At 65.3% G+C, this 19,958-nt stretch carries 22 protein-coding genes; 14 read left to right on the top strand and 8 right to left on the bottom strand.

Translation table 11 applies throughout. From position 1 onward, the window contains the following. Window positions 1–2: 2 nt before the first annotated feature. Complete coding sequence (locus ACZK45_RS13570; RefSeq protein ID WP_478444826.1) at window positions 3–992, bottom strand: zinc-dependent alcohol dehydrogenase family protein; 990 nt, start codon at window positions 990–992, stop codon at window positions 3–5. A 119-nt stretch (window positions 993–1,111) separates the two neighbouring features. Between ACZK45_RS13570 and ACZK45_RS13565 the strand changes: the two genes are divergently transcribed. From ACZK45_RS13565 to ACZK45_RS13555, 3 genes are all read left to right on the top strand, one after another. Next, window positions 1,112–2,017, top strand: coding sequence for a LysR family transcriptional regulator (locus ACZK45_RS13565; RefSeq protein WP_049422087.1), 906 nt, complete (start codon window positions 1,112–1,114; stop codon window positions 2,015–2,017). Between the two features lie 219 nt (window positions 2,018–2,236). Continuing rightward, window positions 2,237–3,667: a serine hydrolase domain-containing protein gene (locus ACZK45_RS13560; protein WP_478444825.1), complete on the top strand. Its 1,431-nt coding sequence runs from the start codon at window positions 2,237–2,239 to the stop codon at window positions 3,665–3,667. 62 nt (window positions 3,668–3,729) lie between these two features. Then, entirely contained in the window at window positions 3,730–3,954 is a 225-nt protein-coding gene (locus ACZK45_RS13555) for a hypothetical protein (RefSeq protein WP_125892069.1), read from the top strand. A gap of 12 nt (window positions 3,955–3,966) precedes the next feature. On the opposite strand, the gene ACZK45_RS13550 is transcribed toward ACZK45_RS13555, so the two are convergent. The 4 genes from ACZK45_RS13550 to ACZK45_RS13535 all read right to left on the bottom strand — a co-directional run bounded on the left by ACZK45_RS13550 (window position 3,967) and on the right by ACZK45_RS13535 (window position 7,124). Next, the gene (locus tag ACZK45_RS13550) at window positions 3,967–4,359 is read right to left on the bottom strand and encodes a DUF3037 domain-containing protein (RefSeq protein WP_032127694.1); all 393 of its coding nucleotides are present in this window, start codon (window positions 4,357–4,359) and stop codon (window positions 3,967–3,969) included. Further along, a complete protein-coding gene (locus tag ACZK45_RS13545) occupies window positions 4,337–5,113 on the bottom strand; it encodes a HipA family kinase (protein ID WP_049422090.1) in 777 nt (258 codons plus the stop codon). The genes ACZK45_RS13550 and ACZK45_RS13545 overlap by 23 nt, the downstream gene beginning before the upstream one ends. 70 nt (window positions 5,114–5,183) lie before the next feature. After that, complete coding sequence (locus ACZK45_RS13540; RefSeq protein ID WP_478444824.1) at window positions 5,184–6,605, bottom strand: XVIPCD domain-containing protein; 1,422 nt, start codon at window positions 6,603–6,605, stop codon at window positions 5,184–5,186. A 12-nt stretch (window positions 6,606–6,617) separates the two neighbouring features. Next, window positions 6,618–7,124, bottom strand: a complete 507-nt coding sequence (locus ACZK45_RS13535) for a hypothetical protein (protein WP_478444823.1) — start codon at window positions 7,122–7,124, stop codon at window positions 6,618–6,620. A gap of 572 nt (window positions 7,125–7,696) precedes the next feature. On the opposite strand from ACZK45_RS13535, the gene ACZK45_RS13530 reads away from it, so the two are divergent. The 4 genes from ACZK45_RS13530 to ACZK45_RS13515 all read left to right on the top strand — a co-directional run bounded on the left by ACZK45_RS13530 (window position 7,697) and on the right by ACZK45_RS13515 (window position 11,972). Beyond that, the gene (locus tag ACZK45_RS13530) at window positions 7,697–8,026 is read left to right on the top strand and encodes a hypothetical protein (protein ID WP_006376346.1); all 330 of its coding nucleotides are present in this window, start codon (window positions 7,697–7,699) and stop codon (window positions 8,024–8,026) included. A gap of 167 nt (window positions 8,027–8,193) precedes the next feature. After that, entirely contained in the window at window positions 8,194–10,656 is a 2,463-nt protein-coding gene (locus tag ACZK45_RS13525) for a S9 family peptidase (RefSeq protein WP_125892063.1), read from the top strand. A gap of 109 nt (window positions 10,657–10,765) precedes the next feature. Continuing rightward, window positions 10,766–11,518: a hypothetical protein gene (locus tag ACZK45_RS13520; protein ID WP_125892061.1), complete on the top strand. Its 753-nt coding sequence runs from the start codon at window positions 10,766–10,768 to the stop codon at window positions 11,516–11,518. A 133-nt stretch (window positions 11,519–11,651) separates the two neighbouring features. Continuing rightward, a complete protein-coding gene (locus tag ACZK45_RS13515) occupies window positions 11,652–11,972 on the top strand; it encodes a hypothetical protein (protein WP_125892059.1) in 321 nt (106 codons plus the stop codon). Window positions 11,973–11,982: 10 nt separating this feature from the next. Here the strand turns inward: ACZK45_RS13515 and ACZK45_RS13510 are convergent, their stop codons facing one another. Beyond that, complete coding sequence (locus ACZK45_RS13510; protein ID WP_049463183.1) at window positions 11,983–12,966, bottom strand: hypothetical protein; 984 nt, start codon at window positions 12,964–12,966, stop codon at window positions 11,983–11,985. Window positions 12,967–13,104: 138 nt separating this feature from the next. On the opposite strand from ACZK45_RS13510, the gene ACZK45_RS13505 reads away from it, so the two are divergent. Both ACZK45_RS13505 and ACZK45_RS13500 read left to right on the top strand, forming a co-directional pair. Next, window positions 13,105–14,070, top strand: a complete 966-nt coding sequence (locus tag ACZK45_RS13505; protein WP_125892057.1) for a DUF2268 domain-containing putative Zn-dependent protease — start codon at window positions 13,105–13,107, stop codon at window positions 14,068–14,070. Window positions 14,071–14,119: 49 nt separating this feature from the next. Then, window positions 14,120–14,908, top strand: coding sequence for an SGNH/GDSL hydrolase family protein (locus ACZK45_RS13500; RefSeq protein ID WP_478444822.1), 789 nt, complete (start codon window positions 14,120–14,122; stop codon window positions 14,906–14,908). Here the strand turns inward: ACZK45_RS13500 and ACZK45_RS13495 are convergent. Continuing rightward, window positions 14,883–15,767, bottom strand: coding sequence for a LysR family transcriptional regulator (locus tag ACZK45_RS13495; RefSeq protein WP_100468918.1), 885 nt, complete (start codon window positions 15,765–15,767; stop codon window positions 14,883–14,885). The two genes, ACZK45_RS13500 and ACZK45_RS13495, sit on opposite strands and share 26 nt — an antisense overlap. Window positions 15,768–15,872: 105 nt before the next feature. Between ACZK45_RS13495 and ACZK45_RS13490 the strand changes: the two genes are divergently transcribed. Together ACZK45_RS13490 and ACZK45_RS13485 are read left to right on the top strand one after the other, a co-directional pair. Beyond that, window positions 15,873–17,003: an agmatine deiminase family protein gene (locus ACZK45_RS13490; protein ID WP_125892052.1), complete on the top strand. Its 1,131-nt coding sequence runs from the start codon at window positions 15,873–15,875 to the stop codon at window positions 17,001–17,003. 68 nt (window positions 17,004–17,071) lie between these two features. Further along, window positions 17,072–17,503: a hypothetical protein gene (locus ACZK45_RS13485; RefSeq protein WP_180837537.1), complete on the top strand. Its 432-nt coding sequence runs from the start codon at window positions 17,072–17,074 to the stop codon at window positions 17,501–17,503. 37 nt (window positions 17,504–17,540) lie between these two features. On the opposite strand, the gene ACZK45_RS13480 is transcribed toward ACZK45_RS13485, so the two are convergent. Further along, window positions 17,541–18,086 (bottom strand): thioesterase family protein, encoded by a 546-nt coding sequence (locus ACZK45_RS13480; protein WP_049397600.1) that lies wholly within the window; start codon window positions 18,084–18,086, stop codon window positions 17,541–17,543. 69 nt (window positions 18,087–18,155) lie between these two features. On the opposite strand from ACZK45_RS13480, the gene ACZK45_RS13475 reads away from it, so the two are divergent. The 3 genes from ACZK45_RS13475 to ACZK45_RS13465 all read left to right on the top strand — a co-directional run bounded on the left by ACZK45_RS13475 (window position 18,156) and on the right by ACZK45_RS13465 (window position 19,943). After that, entirely contained in the window at window positions 18,156–18,731 is a 576-nt protein-coding gene (locus ACZK45_RS13475) for a TetR/AcrR family transcriptional regulator (protein ID WP_049422101.1), read from the top strand. A gap of 52 nt (window positions 18,732–18,783) precedes the next feature. After that, on the top strand, window positions 18,784–19,167 hold the full coding sequence (locus ACZK45_RS13470) for a nuclear transport factor 2 family protein (RefSeq protein ID WP_032127707.1): 384 nt from the start codon (window positions 18,784–18,786) through the stop codon (window positions 19,165–19,167). Window positions 19,168–19,421: 254 nt separating this feature from the next. After that, window positions 19,422–19,943, top strand: a complete 522-nt coding sequence (locus ACZK45_RS13465; protein WP_125892048.1) for a hypothetical protein — start codon at window positions 19,422–19,424, stop codon at window positions 19,941–19,943. Window positions 19,944–19,958: the final 15 nt, after the last annotated feature.

Below are 19,958 nucleotides of genomic sequence, written 5' to 3'. Positions count from 1 at the left end.
GATCACACCGTCACTACCACCTTGCCGATCTGCTCGTTCGCTTCCAGGTAACGGTGTGCGTCCTGGATCTGCGTGAACGGGAATACCTTGGCGATCTTTGGCGCCAGCGTGCCCTGGTCCAGGCCGTTGACGATGAAGGCCTTGGCACGTGCCAGCGCGGCATCGTCGGAGACGATTTCCGAGTACAGGTAACCCTTCAGCGTCAGTGACTTGCCCAGCACGTTGAACAACGGGAACGGCGTGGGTTCACTGCTCAGCGCGCCGTATTCCAGCAGGATGCCGCCACGCGCCATGGCTTCGGTCAGCGGTACGAACTGCGGACCACCGATCGGATCGAACACCACGCGGGCACCTGCGCCGCCGGTGATGCGCGCCACTTCGGCCACCAGATCCTGTTCCTGGGTGGCGATGACATGGGCGGCACCGGCGTCGAGCAGGGCCTGGCGCTTGCCCGGGCCACGGGTCACAGCGATCGGCGTGGCGCCGACTGCATTGGCGATCTGGATGGCGGCCAGGCCGACGCTGCTGCTGGCGGCGGTGATGATGACGAAATCCCCGGCGGACAAGTGCGCCTGCTCCAACAGCGCCCCCCAGGCGGTGACGTACTGCATCCACACCGCGGCGGCCGTTTCAAAGTCCAGTGCCTGCGGATGCTTGACTACCAGTCGTGCCGGCACGTTGGCCAGTTCGCCGTAGGTGCCCCAGCGCGCGATATCCAGCGGCGGCACTACGCTGACCGCATCGCCCGCAGTGAATCCGCTCACTGCACTGCCGACGGCTTCAACCACGCCGGCCGCTTCGTAGCCCAGGCGGCTGGGGAACTGCGCTTCCTGCAAGTAGGCGCCGTTACGGAACATCACCTCGGCGCGGTTCAGGCCGATCGCCTTCACCCGGATCTGGACTTCGTCAGGGGCGGGGGCGGGAACGTCGATATCGTCGATGCGCAGTACATCGGCAGTGCCATATTCGTGGATGCGGACAACCTGGCTCATGGAGGGCTCCGAGGAAGGGCCGGCGAGGGCGCCGGCGAAAGGGTGAGCGCTACTGTGCGCGTAGTCTGCATCCAGAATAAGGGGTAATCTGGCGTTTCATTGAAAAACAATTGTTTGCAATGGACCTGATCGTTCCCCTGCGGACCTTCGCCAAGGTGGCCGAGGTCGGCTCCTTCGCCGCCGCTGCCGAGGCACTGGACCTGTCGCCGCAGCTGGTCGGCAAGCACATCCAGGCGCTGGAGCAGCATCTGGGGGTGCGCCTGCTCAACCGCACCACGCGCAAGCAGAGCCTGACCGACTTCGGCCAGGCCTACCTGGCGCGGGCGCGGGTGATCCTGGAGGAAGTGGAGGGGGCCGAGCAGCTGGCCGAAGTGGCGCGCGGGCGACCGATGGGGCGCCTGCGCATCAGTGCGCCGGTCACCTTCGGCGTGCACGCGCTGGGTCCCGCGGTGGTGGCCTACATGCAGCAGTACCCGGACGTGCAGGTCGATCTGAACCTGTCCAACAGTCTGGTGGACATCGTTGAAGACGGCTACGACCTGGTGTTCCGCACTGGCGATCTGGCCGACAGTGGGCTGGTGGCGCGGCGGTTGGGGCCGTATCCGCTGGTCCTGTGTGCCTCGCCGGACTATCTGGCTTCGCGCCCGGCCATTGCCCATCCCAATGACCTGAGCCGCCACGAGTGCCTGGGCTTCGCGCATTCGATCATCCGCACCCGCTGGAGCTTTCGCGATACCGATGGCGGAGTGCTGACCGTGCCAGTGTCCAGCCGCTTCATGGTCAACCAGGCCGAGCCGCTGCTGACCGCCGCCATCGGAGGGCTGGGGCTGATCCTGCAACCGCACGAAATGCTGGCCGGAGCATTGGCGCGTGGTGAGCTGGTGGAAGTGCTGCCGGACTACGTACCGGTGTCGACCTGGATCAACCTGGTGTATCCGCGCGATCGCCAGCTGACGCCCAAGCTGCGCAGCTTCCTGGACTTCTGCGTGGCGAGATTCAGCGAACAGACGATGGCAAGGCGATAGCGGGGCCATCGGGTAGCAGGGTTTCCATCAACTGCGAAGGATCTCGCACTCACGTTGCATCCGGGGCTGTGCGCATTCCACCACGCACGCGGAGTGGATGGCAGCGCATCGACGCATTCAGCGTCACCGTTGAGATGTTGCAACAGAGTCCCTGGTGTCGATGCGGCGGCCGCATCCTTGGTCTAGGATGCGTCCAGGAATCCCCGCAAAGGAACTGCCATGAGGATTGTTGGACGCCTGTTTCTCTGCAGTGCACTGGCCTGTTCGGTTCTACTGGTTACCCCGGTTTTTCCAGCAATCGGCGCCACATCTTCCGAGCGTGCACATCCACGTGCGCAGGACGCCATCGATGACTGGCTGGCGGCCTTCAACGCTGGCAGCCTCGAGCAACTGCAGGCGTTCGCCGATACCTACGCGAAGAAGGAAGGCAGCAGCCCCAAGGACTATCTCGAGTTCCGCGAGAGCACCGGCCCGCTGCGTGTGCTGGAAACACGCCAGAGCGCGCCCGGTCACGCGAAGGTGCTGGTGATGGGCCAGCTGAGCGAGCGCGCGATGTGGGTGACGGTCGTCATGGATCCGGCCAGCCCGGCGCATGTGAAGCAGTTCCAGATCGAAGGCACTGAAACGCCGGACAAGTACAGACCGGAGAGGGTTGCTTTGCCTGCCCTGATGGCCGATGCCACAGCAAGGCTGGAGGCGCTGCGGGCCCAGGACGCGCTGTCGGGCGCGTTGCAGGTGGCACAGAATGGAAAGGTGTTGCTGGACTGGCGCGGTGGCGAGGCCGATCGCACCGCTGGCATTCCAGTGGGCGTGGATACGCAGTTCCGCCTTGCGTCCTCCAACAAGATGTTCACTGCCGTGGCCATCCTGCAGCGGGTGCAGGATGGCAGGCTCAGTCTCGACGACACGATCGGCAAGCACCTGCCGGACTATCCGAACAAGGCCGTCGCCAACAGCGTGACCGTGCGCGAGCTGCTGTCACACACCAGTGGCCTGGGGGATTTCTTCGGCGACGATTTCGAGCAGTATTCCGCGTCGCTGAAGACGCTGGATGACTACGTGCAGCGCTTTGCCAAGGATGCGCCGCAGTTCACGCCCGGCAGCCAGGACAGCTACTCGAACTATGGCTTCATCGTGCTTGGGCGGATCATCGAGGCCGTCTCCGGGCAGTCGTACTATGCCTATGTGGAGCAACACATCCTGCGCCCGGCCGGCATGACCGGCACCGGCTTCGAACCGGAAACAGTGACGGTGCCACAGCGTGCCGTCGCCTATACGAAGCAGGATGGGCAATGGGTCCGTGAAACGAGGTCGCTGCCCTGGCGCGGCATGTCAGCCGGTGGTGGCTACAGCACGGTGAGCGACATGGTGAAGTTCGCCGAGGCGCTGCGCAGCGGAAAGCTGGTCTCACCTGTATTGCTGCAGCAGGCCACCACGGCGCAGAACCACAAGGGCTGGTACGGGTTCGGCTTCCTGGTGCAGGGCGAGGGCAGGGAGCATCAGTACGGCCACGAAGGCGGTGCGCCCGGATCGAACAGTGCCATCGTGGTGCTACCCGCGCAGGGCTATGTGATCGTTGGGCTGGCCAATGTCGATCCGGATGCGATCGGCAATGTGGTCAACTACATCGCGCGAAGAGTGCCGCTGTAGTCCCGAGCGACTATGCCGCAGCGATGTTGACGCTGGGGCGGGTGGCGGACCAGAATCGGGCCATGAGCCGACTTCTTCCCGTGGTGTGTCTGGTCGCCAGCATGGTGCTGCTGCTGCGTGGGGTGCACGTGATACTCAAGGGTGTTCCGGCCATGGCCAGCGAAGGTGCCAGTGCTGCGTATGCACAAGGCTACCTGCATGGACAAGCGGCAGCCGGGTGGGTGTTGATTGCCGCTGCAGCAGCCTGTGCGCTCATTGCCTGGCACAGGGCGCGCGCCCGGAAGTGAGAGACGGGCGCGTCAGCGCGGCACCCGCACCATCTTCGTCATCAAGTGTTCCACCACACCCGCCGGGTCCGCCGTGCGGCCCACATGCGTGCTCGACATCTGCACCACCGAGCTGCGCTTGGCGGTGAGGAAATGGAAGCGCGCACGCGCTGGCAGCTGTGCGATCGGCCCGGCGCTGGCATCGCCGCGGCAGATGGCCACGATCGCATCCAGCCACGGCTGCAGCGCCTCCTGGTCCAGCGCTGGGGCGAACACGTGCAGGCGTGCCGGATCGATCTCGATGGCCGCCTCCAGATGACGCGCGCCGGGACAGGAGACGATCACCCCGACGTTGATGAATTCCTCGCGCTCCACCCGCGGTACCACGCGGATGACGGCGTAGTCATACGTGTGCAGCGTGGGCACGGATGGCCTCCTGCACGAACACCGCACGCACCTTCAGGCGGTGCTTGAGGTAGTTGATATAACCCTGCCGGTAGGCCTGCGGGCTGTCGAACGCCGGTTCGTCCACCAGCCAGCTGTCCGGCACCAGGCCGACGATGCGCTCGATCTCGGCATCGGTCAGGCGCGCGGCCAGTTCGGCATCCACCTCGGCGATGCGGCTGGCGAACGACAGCAGCACATGGTCGCGGATCAGCACGAACGGCTTCTCGCAGGCATCGCCGGCGTTGGCCCAGTCGTGATGGAAGTACATGGCCGCACCGTGGTCGATCAGGTATAGCTTGCGGTGCCACACCATCAGGTTGGGGTTGCGCGTGGTGCGATCGACATTGCTGGTGAACGCATCGAACCAGACGATGCGCGAGGCCAGGTCGGCATCCACCGGCATCGCCGCCGGGTCGTAGTTGATCGCACCGGGCAGGTAGTCCAGGCCCAGGTTCAAACCTTCACTGGCGCGTATCAGTTCCTGGATCTCCGGGTCGGGCTCGGTGCGGGCGAACTCGCGGTCCAGCTCCACGAACAGGATCTCCGGAATCGGCAGGCCCAGCGTGCGCGCCATCTCGCCGGCGATCAGCTCGGCGATCAGCGCCTTCGGGCCCTGGCCGGCGCCACGGAACTTCAGCACGGCCATGCCGTCGTCGTCGGTCTCGACCACGGCCGGCAGGGAGCCACCTTCCCGCAAGGGGGTGATGTAGCGGAGGGCATGTACGGTGCGCATGCGCGCATTCTAGCGTGGGTGCCGCCAAGGGAGCGCCGGGCGCGTCCCGGCGGCTCCATGTCGTTCCCCGTCAGTGCGTCAGCGCGCCGCGCTGCTGCTCCTGCACGCGGACCTGTTCCTGCGTGGCCTGATCGGCCTGCCGCTGGTTGACCACGGCAAGCGTATCCAGGCTGTCCTGCACAGGGCGCTGGGCGGCCTCGGCAGTGGGTGATGAGGCGCGCAGCGAGGCCGGATCATCCAGCGGCCCCTTCACCACAAAGATGTTCTGTGCCGCGCCCGCACCCTCGGTCTGGCGGCTGAGCACCACATGGTCGACCCGGTCCAGCCCGTTTTCGCGGGCCAGCACCAGCAGGCTGGCACTCAGGCGCTCGCTGGAGGCATCGAAGCTGCGTCCGTTGGCAGCATCCAGCTCCGCTACCTTGCCGCGGATCTGCTCGTGCAGGGTGCGGTCACGCCCTTCCGCAAGCGGCGTCGGTACGCCATCGCCCTCCACCGCATGCTGTGTGGTGATCGGCACATGCGTATGCGTGCCCTCAGTGTGGTCGAAGTAACGCAGCGTCGACGGCGAGGTACTGGTATCGAAGTAGGGCTGGCGCGGGGGCGAGCCCTCGCCGAGGTTGAGCCCGTTCTGCTCCAGCAGGCGCTCGTCCAGGCCCAGCTTCTTCATGTTCACTTCCATCCGGCTGACGCCATCGGGCGCTGGATTCGCGGCCTCGAATTCGCTGGCCAGTCCGATCGCCAGGGCGCCGTAGAAATTCTGGTAGTCCGAATTCCCATGATGGCCCAGGCCGGTGCTGACGCCCTGATCGTAATAGTGCCTGGCCATTCCCTCGATGTTGGCTGCGGTGGGGGAGATGGTCAGGTCCGCATTGAGGGTCAGCTCCGGGTGCGGGGCATAGGTGATCGGCGGGCCGGGTCGCGACTGGATGACATCTGTCGAGCGGGTGCTGGCTTCATACAGGTCGCGCAGGGTAGCGTCCGGGTTGTTGGCACGTACCTGGCTGACCAGCGCATTCCAGCCTGCGATGTTCGAAGAAGCCTCATCGCGGCGGTTGGCCGCGAGCAGGGTGCCGATGGCCTCGGTGTAATCATGGCTCGTTGTACGGCCCGCGACCTGCTCCACGTCGGCTTCGAACTGCACGTAGGCGCGCTCGACATCAGCATCGTTGAAGCCGTGCTGGATCTCGTGACCGAGCACAAAGGCAACCTCGGCCGCGTCGAACCTGTCCGGGGCCGACGGGGTCGACAAGCTGCTGGCGGGCAGGTTGATGGATTTCGTGCCGGTCTCGTAGGTGCCACCCGCGTTGCTTGTGGCGGGCAACAGTTCGAAGCGTTCCAGGTAGCCTGCCGCGATGGCGGCGTCCACCTGCTTTGCCAGCACGGGCGAGCCCGCGATGACGTTGCGCAGGTTGTCGACCTGGTCGCTGGTGACGTCGGTCTTGCCAGCGAACTCGCCCAGCAGGCGTTCCGTTTCTGCGGAAAGGATCGTCATTGATGGCTCCCCTTACTGCACGGTGACAAGACGCACGCAGGCATGCGTGGCGTCGCCGAGGGCGTGAGGGTTCTCGGGCATGGTGTCGATCTTGATGCTCAGCTGCGGTCGATCGAAGCGGTCGTAGATCACCCGGCCGTGTTCGCCGCGCACCGTCTCGCGCTTGAAGCCGGCGGCATCCAGTGCGGAAGCGAAGTGGTTGAAGTCGACCTGGCAGATCGCCGCAGCCGAGGCCTTGCGATCGCTGCTGGTGTCCATGAAGTTCAGGTCCAGCCGCGCGTCGGCAGTGCCGGCCCGCTGCACTTCCAGTCCATAGCCCCATTCCGGTGTCAGCGTGCCGCCATAGCCGAAGTGGCCGGGGCCGAAGACCTGCGCCGGCGCCTGCATTGCCGCGGACAGGCGCTCGGCGGTGAGCTCGCGGGTGGAGGTCGTGGCCTTGATCAGGTCCAGCAGGCGCAGCAGCAACTGCTCGGCATTGAGCGGGGAGGGCGAAGTGGTCTCGGATACGGCGGGGGCCATGGTGTCGGTTCCTTGAGAAGTCGGCGTGCGGTCGGCGGCATGTGCGCAGGCGCAGAGCGCGGCCGCTGAAAGTGCGAGCGTCCACGGTCGTATGAATGCGTACCGGGGCATGTGCGTTCCTTGCAGATTGAAGGCTGACCCTAGGGCCAGCCGGATGAAGCAGAGGTTAAGCGTAATCGAGGCACCCGAATGCGTTACAACAGGTGAACGGGTGCGCATTCTTCACTTGACCATTCCGGGCGCGATGTCAGCATCGGGTCCATGGAGCATCAACTTCGCGTGTGACCTTCAACAGGAGGCCGTCATGCAACAACTGCGCAGCTGTCACGCTTTACCCTGCATGCAATGCAACGCGTGGTGTTGACCCTGGTCTGATACGGCCACTTTGCCGGCACGGATGGCCGCCACCCACAGCATCTGCCACTGTTCACCCGATGCGGTCCCGGCATGCTCTTGCCGGCCCTGCAATACAGACATACGCCCGCCAGATTGTCCTCTGCGTTGCCCGATGGCCTTCGCAGCGCGGAGGCTGGCTTGTCCATGATGATCCTGCAGGCTTTGGAGGTGCACCGATGAGCGACCAATACGAACGAATGCTGCCGGCCTTGGACGATGCCAAGGTCGAGGAAATGATCGGAAAACTGGTGCTGGTCGGGGTGACCCGCTACGGCGGCGACGGCCAGGTGCAGGGACTGGAGCAGTACGCGGGAACGGTGCTGCGCATCAGTGCCGATGAAGGCGTGGTGCTGGCCGACGAGAACGATGGCCACGAGCGTTACCTGCCGCCGATGCTCGACCAGTACCTGCCGGCCCAGCCGGGAGAGTACCGGATGAGCAACAGCGGCATGATCGTGGTCGACCCGGACTATCTCACCGCCTGGGACCTGCACGCCCAGCAGTAGTGCCAGGCCATGCCTGGCAGGTGCCGGCAGCTCCCCGGCACCTGCCGGAGCTGCACTTTGCCCCATCCGGCCACTAGCCCTTCCGGCCCATTCACGACAACCCCTGCGGTGCTAGATTCGGGGCCATGCCCGATTCCGGGTACCCATTCACACCCCAGGGGATAAGGATGCTGATCCGTCGAACCTCTCTGGCAGCGGCCGTTGCCGTTGCCACCGTCGGCCTGCTGGCCGCTGGCCCGGCGCTTGCCGATTACGCGAAGCCGCCGGAGCACCTGCTCAAGGTGCTGAAGGCACCGCCGCCGCCAGCACCGAACGTGGCCCCGGGCGGCCAGCGCCTGCTGCTGACCACCGCGCAGACCTATCCGTCGATCAGCCGCGTCGCCCAGCCGTACCTGAAGCTGGCCGGCGTTCGGCTGGAGCCGAAGAACCGCAGTCGGCATGACACCCCCGGCGGCTACGGTATTCCGGCCTGCGTGGCCGACTTCACCCTGGTCGATATCGGCAGCAGCAAGGAGACCAAGGTCAACCTGCCGCAGGGCTGCGCCACCGGCGCGCTGTGGTCGGCCGATGGCAGCCACTTCGCCTTCCAGAATGCGGTCGATACCAGCGTGCAGCTGTGGGTGGGCGATGCGGCCACCGGCCAGGTGAAGCAGGTGCCGAACGTACAGCTGAACCCGATCTTCGGCTACACCGTGCAGTGGCTGGGTGGCAGCCAGAACCTTCTGGTGAAACTGGTGCCGGCCAATCAGGGTCCGGCGCCGTCCAACGGCGGCGTGCCGACCGGTCCGGATGCGCAGGAGTCGCTGGGCAGCAGCGGCGAGAGCAGCACCTATGAAGCTCGCGACACGCTGACCAGCGTGCATGACGAGAAGCTGTTCGCCTACTACGGCGCTTCGCAGCTGGCCGTGGTCGATACCGCCGCGGGCAGCGTGCGCCCGGTCGGGCAGCCTGCGCTGTTCAACGAGGTCAGCGCCGCGCCCGATGGCGTGCACGTGCTGACCGAATCGATCAAGGCGCCGTACTCACATGCGGTGACCTATCAGCGCTTCGCCAATGATGTGGCGGTGCTTGACGTAAGCAATGGCCGCAGCACGCCGATCGCCAGCCTGCCGCTGGCGGATCGCGTGCCGGTGCACGGCGTACCGGAAGGCCCGCGCGGTTTCGACTGGCGGGCCACCGATCCGGCGACCCTGGTCTATGCCGAAGCGCTGGACAAGGGCGACTGGAAGGTCAGCGTACCGCACCGTGACCGCGTGCTGATGCTGAAGGCCCCGTTCAACGGCAAGCCGACCGAAATCACCCGTACCGCGCAGCGTTTTGAAGGGTTTGCGTGGACCGCCGATCCGGCCGTAGCCTTCCAGTACGAGAACGACGAGAACCGCCACTGGATGCAGACCCGCATCGTCGATGTGGACCAGCCGAAGAAGGAAGGCCGCCTGCTGTGGGACATGTCCAGCGATGAGCTGTACGGCAATCCCGGCAACCTGGTGTTCACCCGTCTGCCGAATGGTGCGCAGGTCGTGCGCCGTGAGGGCAACCACGTGTTCCTCAGCGGCCGTGGCGCCTCGCCGCAGGGCGATCGTCCGTTCCTCGACCGCCTGGACCTGGGCACGCTGAAGAGCGAGCGCCTGTTCCGTAGCAGTGCCGACGCCTACGAACAGTTCCTCGGCTTCAGCAACACGCAGGGGCGCTACCTGACCTGGCACCAGTCGGTGATCGATCCGCCGAACGCCTTCATCCGCCAGCAGGGGGAGGCAGTGGCCGATGCGAAGGCCGGCGAGGCGCAGTTCGCGTCGACCACGACCGCGCTGACCAAACTGGTCGACCCGACCCCGGAAGTGCGCCAGATCAAGAAGCAGCTGGTGACCTACAAGCGTGCCGATGGCGTGGACCTGTCGTTCACCCTGTACACGCCGCCGGGCTACAAGGAGGGCCAGCGCGTGCCGGCGATCCTGTACGCCTACCCGGCCGACTTCGCCAATGCCGCGCAGGCCGGCCAGGTGTCTGGTTCGCAGCAGACCTTCACCCGCCTGCAACCCTACCGCCTGATGCTGCTGGCCGGCTACGCGATCATCGACAACGCCTCGTTCCCGATCGTGGGTGACCCGAAGAACGCTTACGACACCTACCTGGAGCAGTTGGAAGCCGACGCCAAGGCAGCGGTGGACAAGGCCGTGGACATGGGCGTGGTCGACCGCAACCGCATCGGCGTGACCGGTCACAGCCACGGCGGCCTGATGACCGCCAATCTGATCGCGCACACCAACCTGTTCAAGGCCGGCGTGGCGACCAGCGGTTCGTACAACAAGACCTTCACCCCGTTCGGCTTCCAGAACGAGCGTCGCTCGGTATGGCAGGCGCAGGACGTGTACCTGAAGGCCTCGCCGTTCTTCTATGCCGACAAGATCAAGCTGCCGCTGCTGCTGGTCCACGGTGAGGATGACGCCAACCCGGGTACCGAACCGTTCCAGTCGCGCAAGCTGTACCAGGCCATTCGTGGCAACGGCGGTACCACCCGCCTGGTGATGCTGCCGAACGAACCGCACTGGTACACCGCGCTGGAGTCCAACGAGCAGCTGGTGTCGGAGATGCTGAACTGGTTCGACACCTACGTGAAGAACGCCAAGTAGCGTCGAGCGTGCTCGACTGCTTTGCAGAAGGCCGCCTTCGGGCGGCCTTCCTGCATCCTGTAGAGCCGCGCCATGCTCGGCTGCTGTTCGACAGAGATAGGAAAGTCTCATGAAGGCATGGATGTTGGTACTGGCCACGTTGTTGGTTTCTCCCGTGGCAATGGCGGTGCAGCCCCGGATGAGCGTGCACGTGACGTACGACTGGTCTGGTTGGGGTTCTGTATCTGAGCGCTGGGTCATCCGGCGCGATGCCTATGGCTTGACCACCCGTGTACAGGTGGTTGATGCGCCCGACGTCCAGCCGCGTTTGCCGGAGCTTCTGCCGTTCGGCGCGCTGTCAGCGTTCGAGGCCGCGCTGCGGGCAGCACCGTTGACCAGGGACGCCACGGTGGATCTGATCACTTCGCAGCTGGACCGGCCCGCGATACTCAAGCTGGATCCGGAGCTGCGCAGCATGCCGCCGGCCAGATGTTCGTTTGCCCAGCAGCAGGCCTGGGCACGGCAAGCTCTGGCCGGGCAGGGTTTGCAGGAGCGCGTTGCAGAACACTTCAACAGTCTCCGGACCGATGACTATCCCATCATGACCGTGGTCGTATCCCGGCTGGGCCACCCGGATACCGTCTTGGTGTCCACCTCCCAGCACACGATGATGCTGCCTTGGAAGCGCCTGTCGTCGGCGGACTTCGATCAGCAGGTTCTGGAAGGTGCTCAGGAAGAGTGGCGTCCGGCGTTGAGCGATGCATTGATGGGGCTGCTACCTGGGGGAGAACCCACACGCGAACGCTTCAAGATCGCTTGGTTTCAGAACAGATTACGCGGCGACCTTGCCTTGGAGGCGCTGCGTTGTGGAACCCTGCGCTAGGAAACGGCAGATTGATCATCCATGGATGCTCTGCAATCAACTGTGGAGCCTCGGTAACGACGTGTTACCGGCACATTCGCATGCCACGCAAATGGTCTAGGCTGAACCTGATCGCTCGTTCCAGGTCGGTGCAATGAAAGCCATTCTCCTTGCTGCAACGTTGTCGTTGGCCCAGGTTTCAACGGCATATGCTCAGTCGTTTCCCGCTGAGCTGACGCAATTGGGCATCATCGCCGGCATGCCTTACGCCAAGGCCAAGCGCCTGCTGGATGCCGCAGGCTGGCAGGCGAAACCTGCGCAGGGCGCGCCGGAGTCGCTGGAGGGCTTTCCGGAAGTCGGATGCCATAAGGACGGAAAGCAGTGTGCGACGACCTTCGAAAAGGACGGTCAACAGATCGCGGTGCGGCTGGGTACTACCCTGGCAGGGCAGCCGTTCGTGCAGAGCGCTGACTGAGCACCCGCCCTCACGCCAGCGGTAGGCGGTCCTGCGCGTGGGATAACCCGTCATGCAGGTCGCGCACGTGCTCGGCCTTGGCATGCACCCGGGTGGTATCGCCGAAACTGCGTAGATAAGCGCAGGCTGCGAAGCCGGCGCTCTTCTTTTCGTACTCGGCAATCCAGGCCAATCGATCCGGATTGTTGGCCTGTTCGGATGACCACGCGGCCACTGGTGGGCGGATGCGGTACTTCAGGCCGACGCGCCACGGCTTCGGTGTCAGTCGCGCACGGAAGCAATGCTGCAGCCGGCACATGCGCGCGTACAGGGTATCGGTGCCCAGTGCCTTGAAGAATGCCTGCAGCTGCTCGTCCTCCGGGGAGAACGTGGCATGCATCGCCAGTACGCGCAGTCCCGCAGGCGTCCGGTAGGCGCGCAGATGCCAGTGGGGGTGTTGTTCGCTGAAGGCTTCCACGCGTCGCAGCGCCAACCCCTCGGCGCCCCCGGCGGCGGCCAGCCGCTGCCTGCGGCGCATCAGCAATGCGGCATTGACCAGAACCACCGCCGCCACGCCCAGCACCAGTCCCACCAGCCAATGCCACAGCAGCGTGCCGGTGACGGCGCCGGCAAGCAGCACGACCGCCGCAACGATGGCTGGCATCACGCAGCCGGCTGGCGGCTGCGCATGGTCGATGTCGGCGAACAGTACGTCCGGGCTGTTGAGGCACAGTGCGCCATAGCTGTTGCGGGTGATGACGACGTCGCCGTCGCGCTGCACGATCTGCTCGCGGATCGGCACGCCTTCCACGCCGTAGTTGCTGCGCACTTCGCGACGCGGCAGCACCTGTCCGGCGAGGATGGCATTGAGGGCTTCATTGGCGCGGCGGTCGGCGTGCACCTGCGCCTCGGCAGGGCCTTCGTCGGACCAGCCGAAGCGGCGCACCACCACCGGCCGGCCACGGAAACGGGCCTGCAGGCGGGCTTCGGCCCAGTAGGCGGGAACGATCATCATCGCGGGGTGCTCTATCTTCCGTGGCAGGTGCCAACGCGAGTCTGGCACAGCGCCGGGGTGCCCGCATCTGCTTGCTGCGGCGGCCGGGCCGGAGTGATAGATTGCGCGCTTCGCATGCACTCCACCAAGGACGGAGCGATGTCCATGATCCTGCGCGGCCTGTTGGCCCTGGCCTGTGCCGGGGTGGTTGGCATGGCCACGGCGGCGGCACCGGTCGGGCCGCAGATTGTCACTGACGATGTCAGCCGTTTCTACGCGCTGTACGACAACGCAGGTGGCAAACCCAGCGTTGCGCAGTTGCGTGGCTACATGGCCGAGGGTTCGGCGGGCCTGGCCGAGCTGGCCAAGGCGCGCCGGGTCACCCCCGAGCGCATTGCCGAGTCCATCGCCAGCCAGCCGGAGCTGTATGTGCAGGGGCGAAGCTGCCTGGCCGAACTGCCGGCGGTGAAACAACGTCTGACGCAGGTGTTTTCCAACCTGCAGGCCATCTATCCGCAGGCTGCGTTTCCGCCGGTGACCATCGCCGTCGGCCGTGGTCGTCCGGTAGGGTTGACCTCGAAAAGCGGCGTGATCATCGGCCTGGAAGCGCTGTGCGCAGCCGATTTCATGAATCCCAATGTGCAGGACCGCTTCGTGCATGTGATCGCGCACGAGTACGTGCACATCCAGCAGACCGGCCTGACCGACTTCGAGCCGGGCGACCCGCATGCGACGGTGCTGCGTGTTTCGTTGGGCGAGGGCATTGCTGAGTTCATCGCCGAACTGATTTCCGGCAACGTCGGCAACGGGCGCCATGCGGCCTGGACCCGTGGTCGGGAAGTGCATATCGAAAGCGCATTCGCGCTGGATCTGGATAGCACCGATCTGTCGCCGTGGCTGTACAACTACAAGCCCGGTTCGCAGGAGCCCTATGACCTCGGGTACTGGGTGGGATACCGCATCGCCAAGGCCTATTACCTGCAGGCCAAGAACAAGCGTGACGCGGTGCGTGCGCTGATCCAGCAGGACAACCCGAAGGCGATCCTGGCCGCCAGCGGCTGGACGCCGGGTATGTGGATGCCGGCGAAAGTCACGGGTGTGGCGGCGCGTACGGCTGCACGCTGAGCACAGGGTGGGGCGTTAGACTGCTGAAGATGATTTCAGGAGTACCCGCATGCGTGGACCTGTTGAGCTTGCCACTGCCACTGTCGTGGCGTTGGGCCTCGCGTTGGCTTCTCCGCTGGGCGCCGCTGAGGCCGTCGCAGTCAACCCGCTGCTGCAGACGCCCATCGACCAGCTACGCCCCGACGAAGTGCGCTTCATGCAGCAGCGCCTGACCGATTGGCCGGAGCTGCAACGCTATCGTGATGCCAATGCGCGCCTACCTGATGCGGTGCCCGGCCAGCCGCGCGTGGTGTTCTTCGGTGACTCCATCACCGAAGGTTGGGGCAGGGAAGGCAGTGCCGGTTTCTTCCCCGGCAAGGGCTGGCTCAACCGCGGCATCAGCGGCCAGACCACGGCGCAGATGCTGGTGCGTTTCCCGCAGGACGTACTGGCACTGAAGCCACAGGTGGTGGTGATCCTGGCCGGCACCAACGACATTGCAGGCAACACCGGCCCATCCACGCAGGCGATGATCGAAGACAACCTGCACGCGATGGTGGACCTTGCCCGTGCACATGGCATCGGCGTAGTGCTGGCATCAGTGCTGCCGGTCAGCGATTACCCGTGGCTGCCGGGCACAGCACCTGCGCCCAAGGTGCGTGCATTGAACACGGCATTGAAGCGCTATGCCGATGCACAGCAGCTGGTCTATCTGGACTACTACACGCCGATGGCCAATGCGATCGGCGGACTGGACCCGCAGTTGGCCGACGACGGCGTGCATCCTACGGCGAAGGGCTATGCGGTGATGGCGCCGTTGGCCGAGGCGGCGGTCATGCGCGCGCTGCAGCAGAAGTAGCTCCGCCGGGCAGGCTTGCCAACAACCACTCGCAGAAACTGATCACCAGCGGATCGGTTGCACTCTCCTCATGTACCAGCCAACTCCAGCGTGGGCCGCGCACGCGTGCATCATCCAATGGTTGCAGCAGGCCTTGTTCGCAGGCTCGGGCTGCCAGCAGCTCGCTGACCAAGGCGATACCCAGCCCTTGGCACGCGGCATCCAATAGTTGCCCAGGCTCGGAGAAATTCATTCCCTCGCGGCGCTGGCCGACATCGGCGCCACCCTGTACCTGCCATTGGCTCCAGTCCATCTCACGCTCGCCATGCAGGGTGAGACGTTCGTGCACGGGCGTCGCCAGCAGCTTGGGATGGCAGGCCGGATAGAGACGATCCTGCAGCAGCACGCGATGCTGGCACTGCGCCTGTGAGTCGAGGTCATCACGTACCGCTACGTCCAGCGTCTGCGTGGTCATGTCCGGCGCTTCCTCGCTGGTCAGCAGCCACAGATCGGCGTCGGGATGCAGCCGGTGAAAGCTGGCCAGGCGTGGCACCAGCCAATGCCGAGCAAAGGCCGGGCTGGCGTTGACGATCAGTTGATTGGGCTTGCGGTACTGATCGAGCCGGCGGATGCCGCTGGCCAGCTGCCGCAGCAGCGCCTGCGTTGTTTCCAGCAGGTCGATGCCGGCATCGGTGAGGGTGACGCTGCGGCCCTGCCGGAAGAACAACGGCTGCTGCAGCGACGCTTCCAGGCCCCGGATCTGCTGGCTGATGGCCGACTGGGTCAGGTGCAGTTCCTCCGCCGCACGGTGGAAACTGCCGAGCCGGGCGGCAGCCTCGAAACCCCGCAGGGCGTTCAGTGGTGGCCAGTGCTTGAGCATTTAAGATAAGTAGAACTGTTCAATTGATGGCTGAATCTATCGTTTGTTCTTATGTGTCGGCAAGCGCGGCATAGCGCCCATCCCACACCGGCCATGGAGCCTGTCATGAGCAACCGTCGTCACTTCCTCACCCAGCTGGCGGGCGCCGCCGGCCTTGGCGGCCTGGCTGCTCTGGGCCTGGCCGGGCTGCCGGGTCGCGTGGCTGCAGCAGGGCCAGGTGCGGGGACTTGGCGCATGCCGGACGAGCACGGCCCACAGGAACGCGTGTTCCTTGCCTTCGCCGCGCAGCCGAGGGTGTGGGGCGCGCAGGCCGATGCGGTGAACACCGCCGTGGCGCGGCTGGCCCGTACCATCGCCCGCCACCAGCCGGTCAGCGTGCTGTGCCGCCCGGCGCAGTTGAAGCAGGCGCAGGATCGCTGTGGCCGCGACAACATCGAGTTCCTCGAGGTGCCGCTGGATGACATCTGGGTGCGCGATTACGGTGGTTGCTTCGTCACCAATGACAAGGGCGGCCTGGGCCTGGTCGACTTCAACTTCAACGGCTGGGGTGGCAAGCAGAGCGCGCGCAACGATGGCGCGGTGGCGCCGTGGCTGGCGCAGGTGACTGGCGCGACGCTGCTGGAAAGCGATCTGGTGGGCGAGGGCGGTGGCATCGAAGTCGATGGCCATGGTACGGCCATCCTCACCGAAAGCTGCTGGGTCAACCGCAACCGCAATCCGGACTGGTCGCGCGCGGATATCGAGGCCGAGCTGAAGCATCACCTGGGCCTGCGCAAGGTGATCTGGCTGCCCGGCATCGCCGGCAAGGACATCACCGATGCGCACGTGGACTTCTATGCGCGCTTCGTACGCCCGGGCGTAGTGATCGCCAATCTGGACAACGATCCGGAGTCCTACGATTACGACCTGACCCGCGAGCATCTGCGGATCCTGCGCGGGGCCACCGATGCCGATGGCCGTCGCCTGCAGGTGCATACGCTGCCGCCGCCGCTGGACGGGCGCGATAACGTGCATACCCGCGACAACGATGATCTTGCGATGGGCTACATCAACTACCTGCCGATCAACGGCGCGGTGGTCGCGCCGCAGTTCGGTGACGACGAAGCCGATGGATTCTGCCGCGAACTACTGGAAGACATGTATCCCGGCCGCGTGATCGAGCAGGTGGATATCGATGCCATCGCCGGTGGCGGTGGCGGCATCCATTGCGTGACCAAGAACATGCCGAAGGTGTAGTCCACTGTTGCGTTGACGCGCCGGAGGTCATGTCATGATGCTCCAGATACACATGCTCGGGGGAGCAGATGGATCTGGATACGGGTATATGGAGTGGATTGGTCGGCGGCAGTATCGCCACGATGATTGCACGGCGAGCTGCCGGTCGACTTCCCAGTCACTACCGCGGCCATAGTCTGGTCTACCTGCGACGCCGCCATCGCGCTTCCATCTGGAGTGCAAACGCGCTTTTCCTGCTCGGGTTGATCAGCGGCCTGTTGATCTGGCCGTTGGGTCACTACGCCAGTACGGATTCACTTCCATTGCTGCTGGCTACCGGCATGAGTTGCGGTCTGCCGCTGTTGGCGCTGCTGCTGATTCCCTGGATGACCCGCCGTCCGATCCGTGAGGCATGGGTGATCTTCGGCTATTCGCAGGGTGGGCCGGTGTGGTTGATCTACTCGATCCTGCTGGCAGGCGTCGCCTGTGGTGTGGTCGGAGTTTTGCGGCTGCCGGGCTGAGGCGGCAGCACCTGCATGGCGCGCACATCCAGCCCGCTCAGGCGTCGTCCTGCTTCAACGCCGCATCGGCAGCCAGCAGCGCCTCGGCGGCTGCACTGAGCGGCGGCGACGGCGGGGCGACCACGCCGATCGCTTCCATCATCTTCGGCATGCCCAGGAACTGACGTGCGCGACGGTCGTAGATGCCGGTGACCAGCAGCGCACGGGTGGCGATCTTCTGCTCGGGCCCGATCAGTACGCGTTGCTCCATGATCCCGCGCGAGCCGACCCAGCCGACCAGCCGCGTTTCCAGGGTGAAGCGCTGGAACGGCTTCAGCTCGCGGCGGAACTGGATGGTGCCGGCGCCGACGATCGGTGCCCACTTCTCGCGCAGCGCCACCCGTCCCAGGCCCATGCGCAGGATCAGGTCCAGCCGGCCCAGGTCGAAGATGTTCCAGTAGCGGCCGTTGGTCATGTGCAGGTTGCTGTCCAGGTCATTGGGCAGTACCCGGAACTGCAGCCGCGAGACCCCGAACGGGGCCTCCAGCTTGGGCCGGAACAGGCTGCACAGCAGCAGGTGGAGCAGGCGGAACCAGAGATTCATGGTTATGACGACTGTTATAGAATCGCCGGTACGCTAATCTATGACGACTGTCCTGGCAAGGAGCCTGCCGTGAGCCCGCGTCCCTCTGATGCGCCACAACGCGTGATTGATGCTGCGGCACAGATGCTGGCGCGCGTGGGTCTCAATGCCACCAGCATCCGTGAGGTCACCAAGCTGGCCGAGGCACCGCTGGGCTCCACCTATCACCACTTTCCCGGCGGCAAGCAGGAGCTGTTGGCGCGTGCCACCCATATGGCCGGCGACAAGGTCGAAGCGTTGTTGGTGGAGCTGCTGAAGGGCGGGGCGGTGCAGGGCCTGCAGCAGTTCCTGACGATGTGGCGCGAGCGCCTGCTGCGCACCGATTTCCGCGCCGGCTGCCCGGTGCTGGCCGCTGCGGTGGAGGAGCCGGTTGACGCGGTGCACAGCCAGCCGCGCGCGGCAGCTGCAGAGGTATTCGCGCGCTGGCAGGGCCATCTGGCCGCAGCGTTCGTCGCCGACGGACACGATCCGGCCGCCGCAGGTGGGCTGGCCAGTCTGGTGATCGCCAGCGTGGAAGGTGCGGTGGCGATGTGCCGCGCTCTGCAGGACATCGCCCCGTTCGACCAGGTGGCCGCGCAGTTGTTGAAAGCCGCCGCGCGGCCTTGATCCGGCGGCACGGTCGCGGGAGACTCGGCGCAGGCCCTGACTGGACGCCGCCATGGACGAATCGCACTGCCGCCACCTGATTGAGCACTACCTGCAGGCCTACAACCGCTTCGACATCGACGCCATGCTGGCGGTGCTGGCGCATAACGTGCGATTCGAGAACCACAGCGGCAGCCAGCTGACGATGGTCACCGAAGGCATCGATGCCTTCGGCGAACTGGCACGGCAATCGGCGCCGTTGTTCCGCGAGCGCGAGCAGCGGTTGCTCGAGTTGACCTTCGAGGATGGCATGGCGCTGGCCAGCATCGGCTGGCGTGGCGTGTTCGCGCAGGACATTCCCGATGGTCCCAGTGCGGGCACGGAACTGGCCCTGCAGGGACGCAGCGAGTTCGCTTTTGAGGACGGTCGCATCGTGCGGATCATCGACCGCAGCTGAGGATCGATGGCATAGGTCCGCCGTCTGGACAGCGGACCTGCCCGCGGTAGAATCCGCCCATCACCACCTACGCGTGCCCGGCAAGGATGTCCGCATGCTGCATCAGGCTCTTGAGCCCCCATGCTCCACGAGCTGTAGCGGCGCATGTGGATGGCCGAGCCCAGTTTTTCGTTCCTGGCCTACCCTGCGCTATGATCCGCGCCAAGGCCAAGGTATGTGGCCGGCTGTCAACCACCACTGACGAGGAAGAGCGCATGGATGTCGCTGCACACCGCAACAGGACGTTGTTTCGTTGGACCATGATGGTGCTGCTGGCTGTGTTGTTGCCGTTTGCAGCACTGGCACAGCCTGCAGCCGGGCAGGCCGATGGCGCCGAAGCCGCCACCACCGCTACGGAAGAGGCGCAATGCCGCGCCTGCGCTTATGAGCGCATTGGGCCCAAGGTCGATATCGGCCTGGTGGCCCTGATTTCGCTGCTGGTGGTGGGCCTGCTGGTGGCGGTATCCCGCGAATGGGGCACCACCTCGCAACGATGGACCTGCCGCACGCTGGCCCTGTTGCTGGTGGGTGTCGGTGTGGCGTTGCTGTGGTGGGCTGGCAGCGTCGTCTACCTGGGCTACAACCCGTGGCAGGAAATGGCCGCCCCCGTCGATGGCTCGCTCACCTCGACACTGCTCAATACCTCACCGAAGTGGCTGGCGGCGATGGTGCTGATCGGCTTGGCGCCTTCCATCTGGAAGCGCAGCGAGCGCCTGCCAGCGTGGCGTATCGGCTGACCCTGTAACGGCGGC

The sequence above is a fragment of the Stenotrophomonas sp. 63632_Sma genome, assembly GCF_056482875.1.
This window is presented reverse-complemented; position numbering and strand designations above follow the sequence as displayed.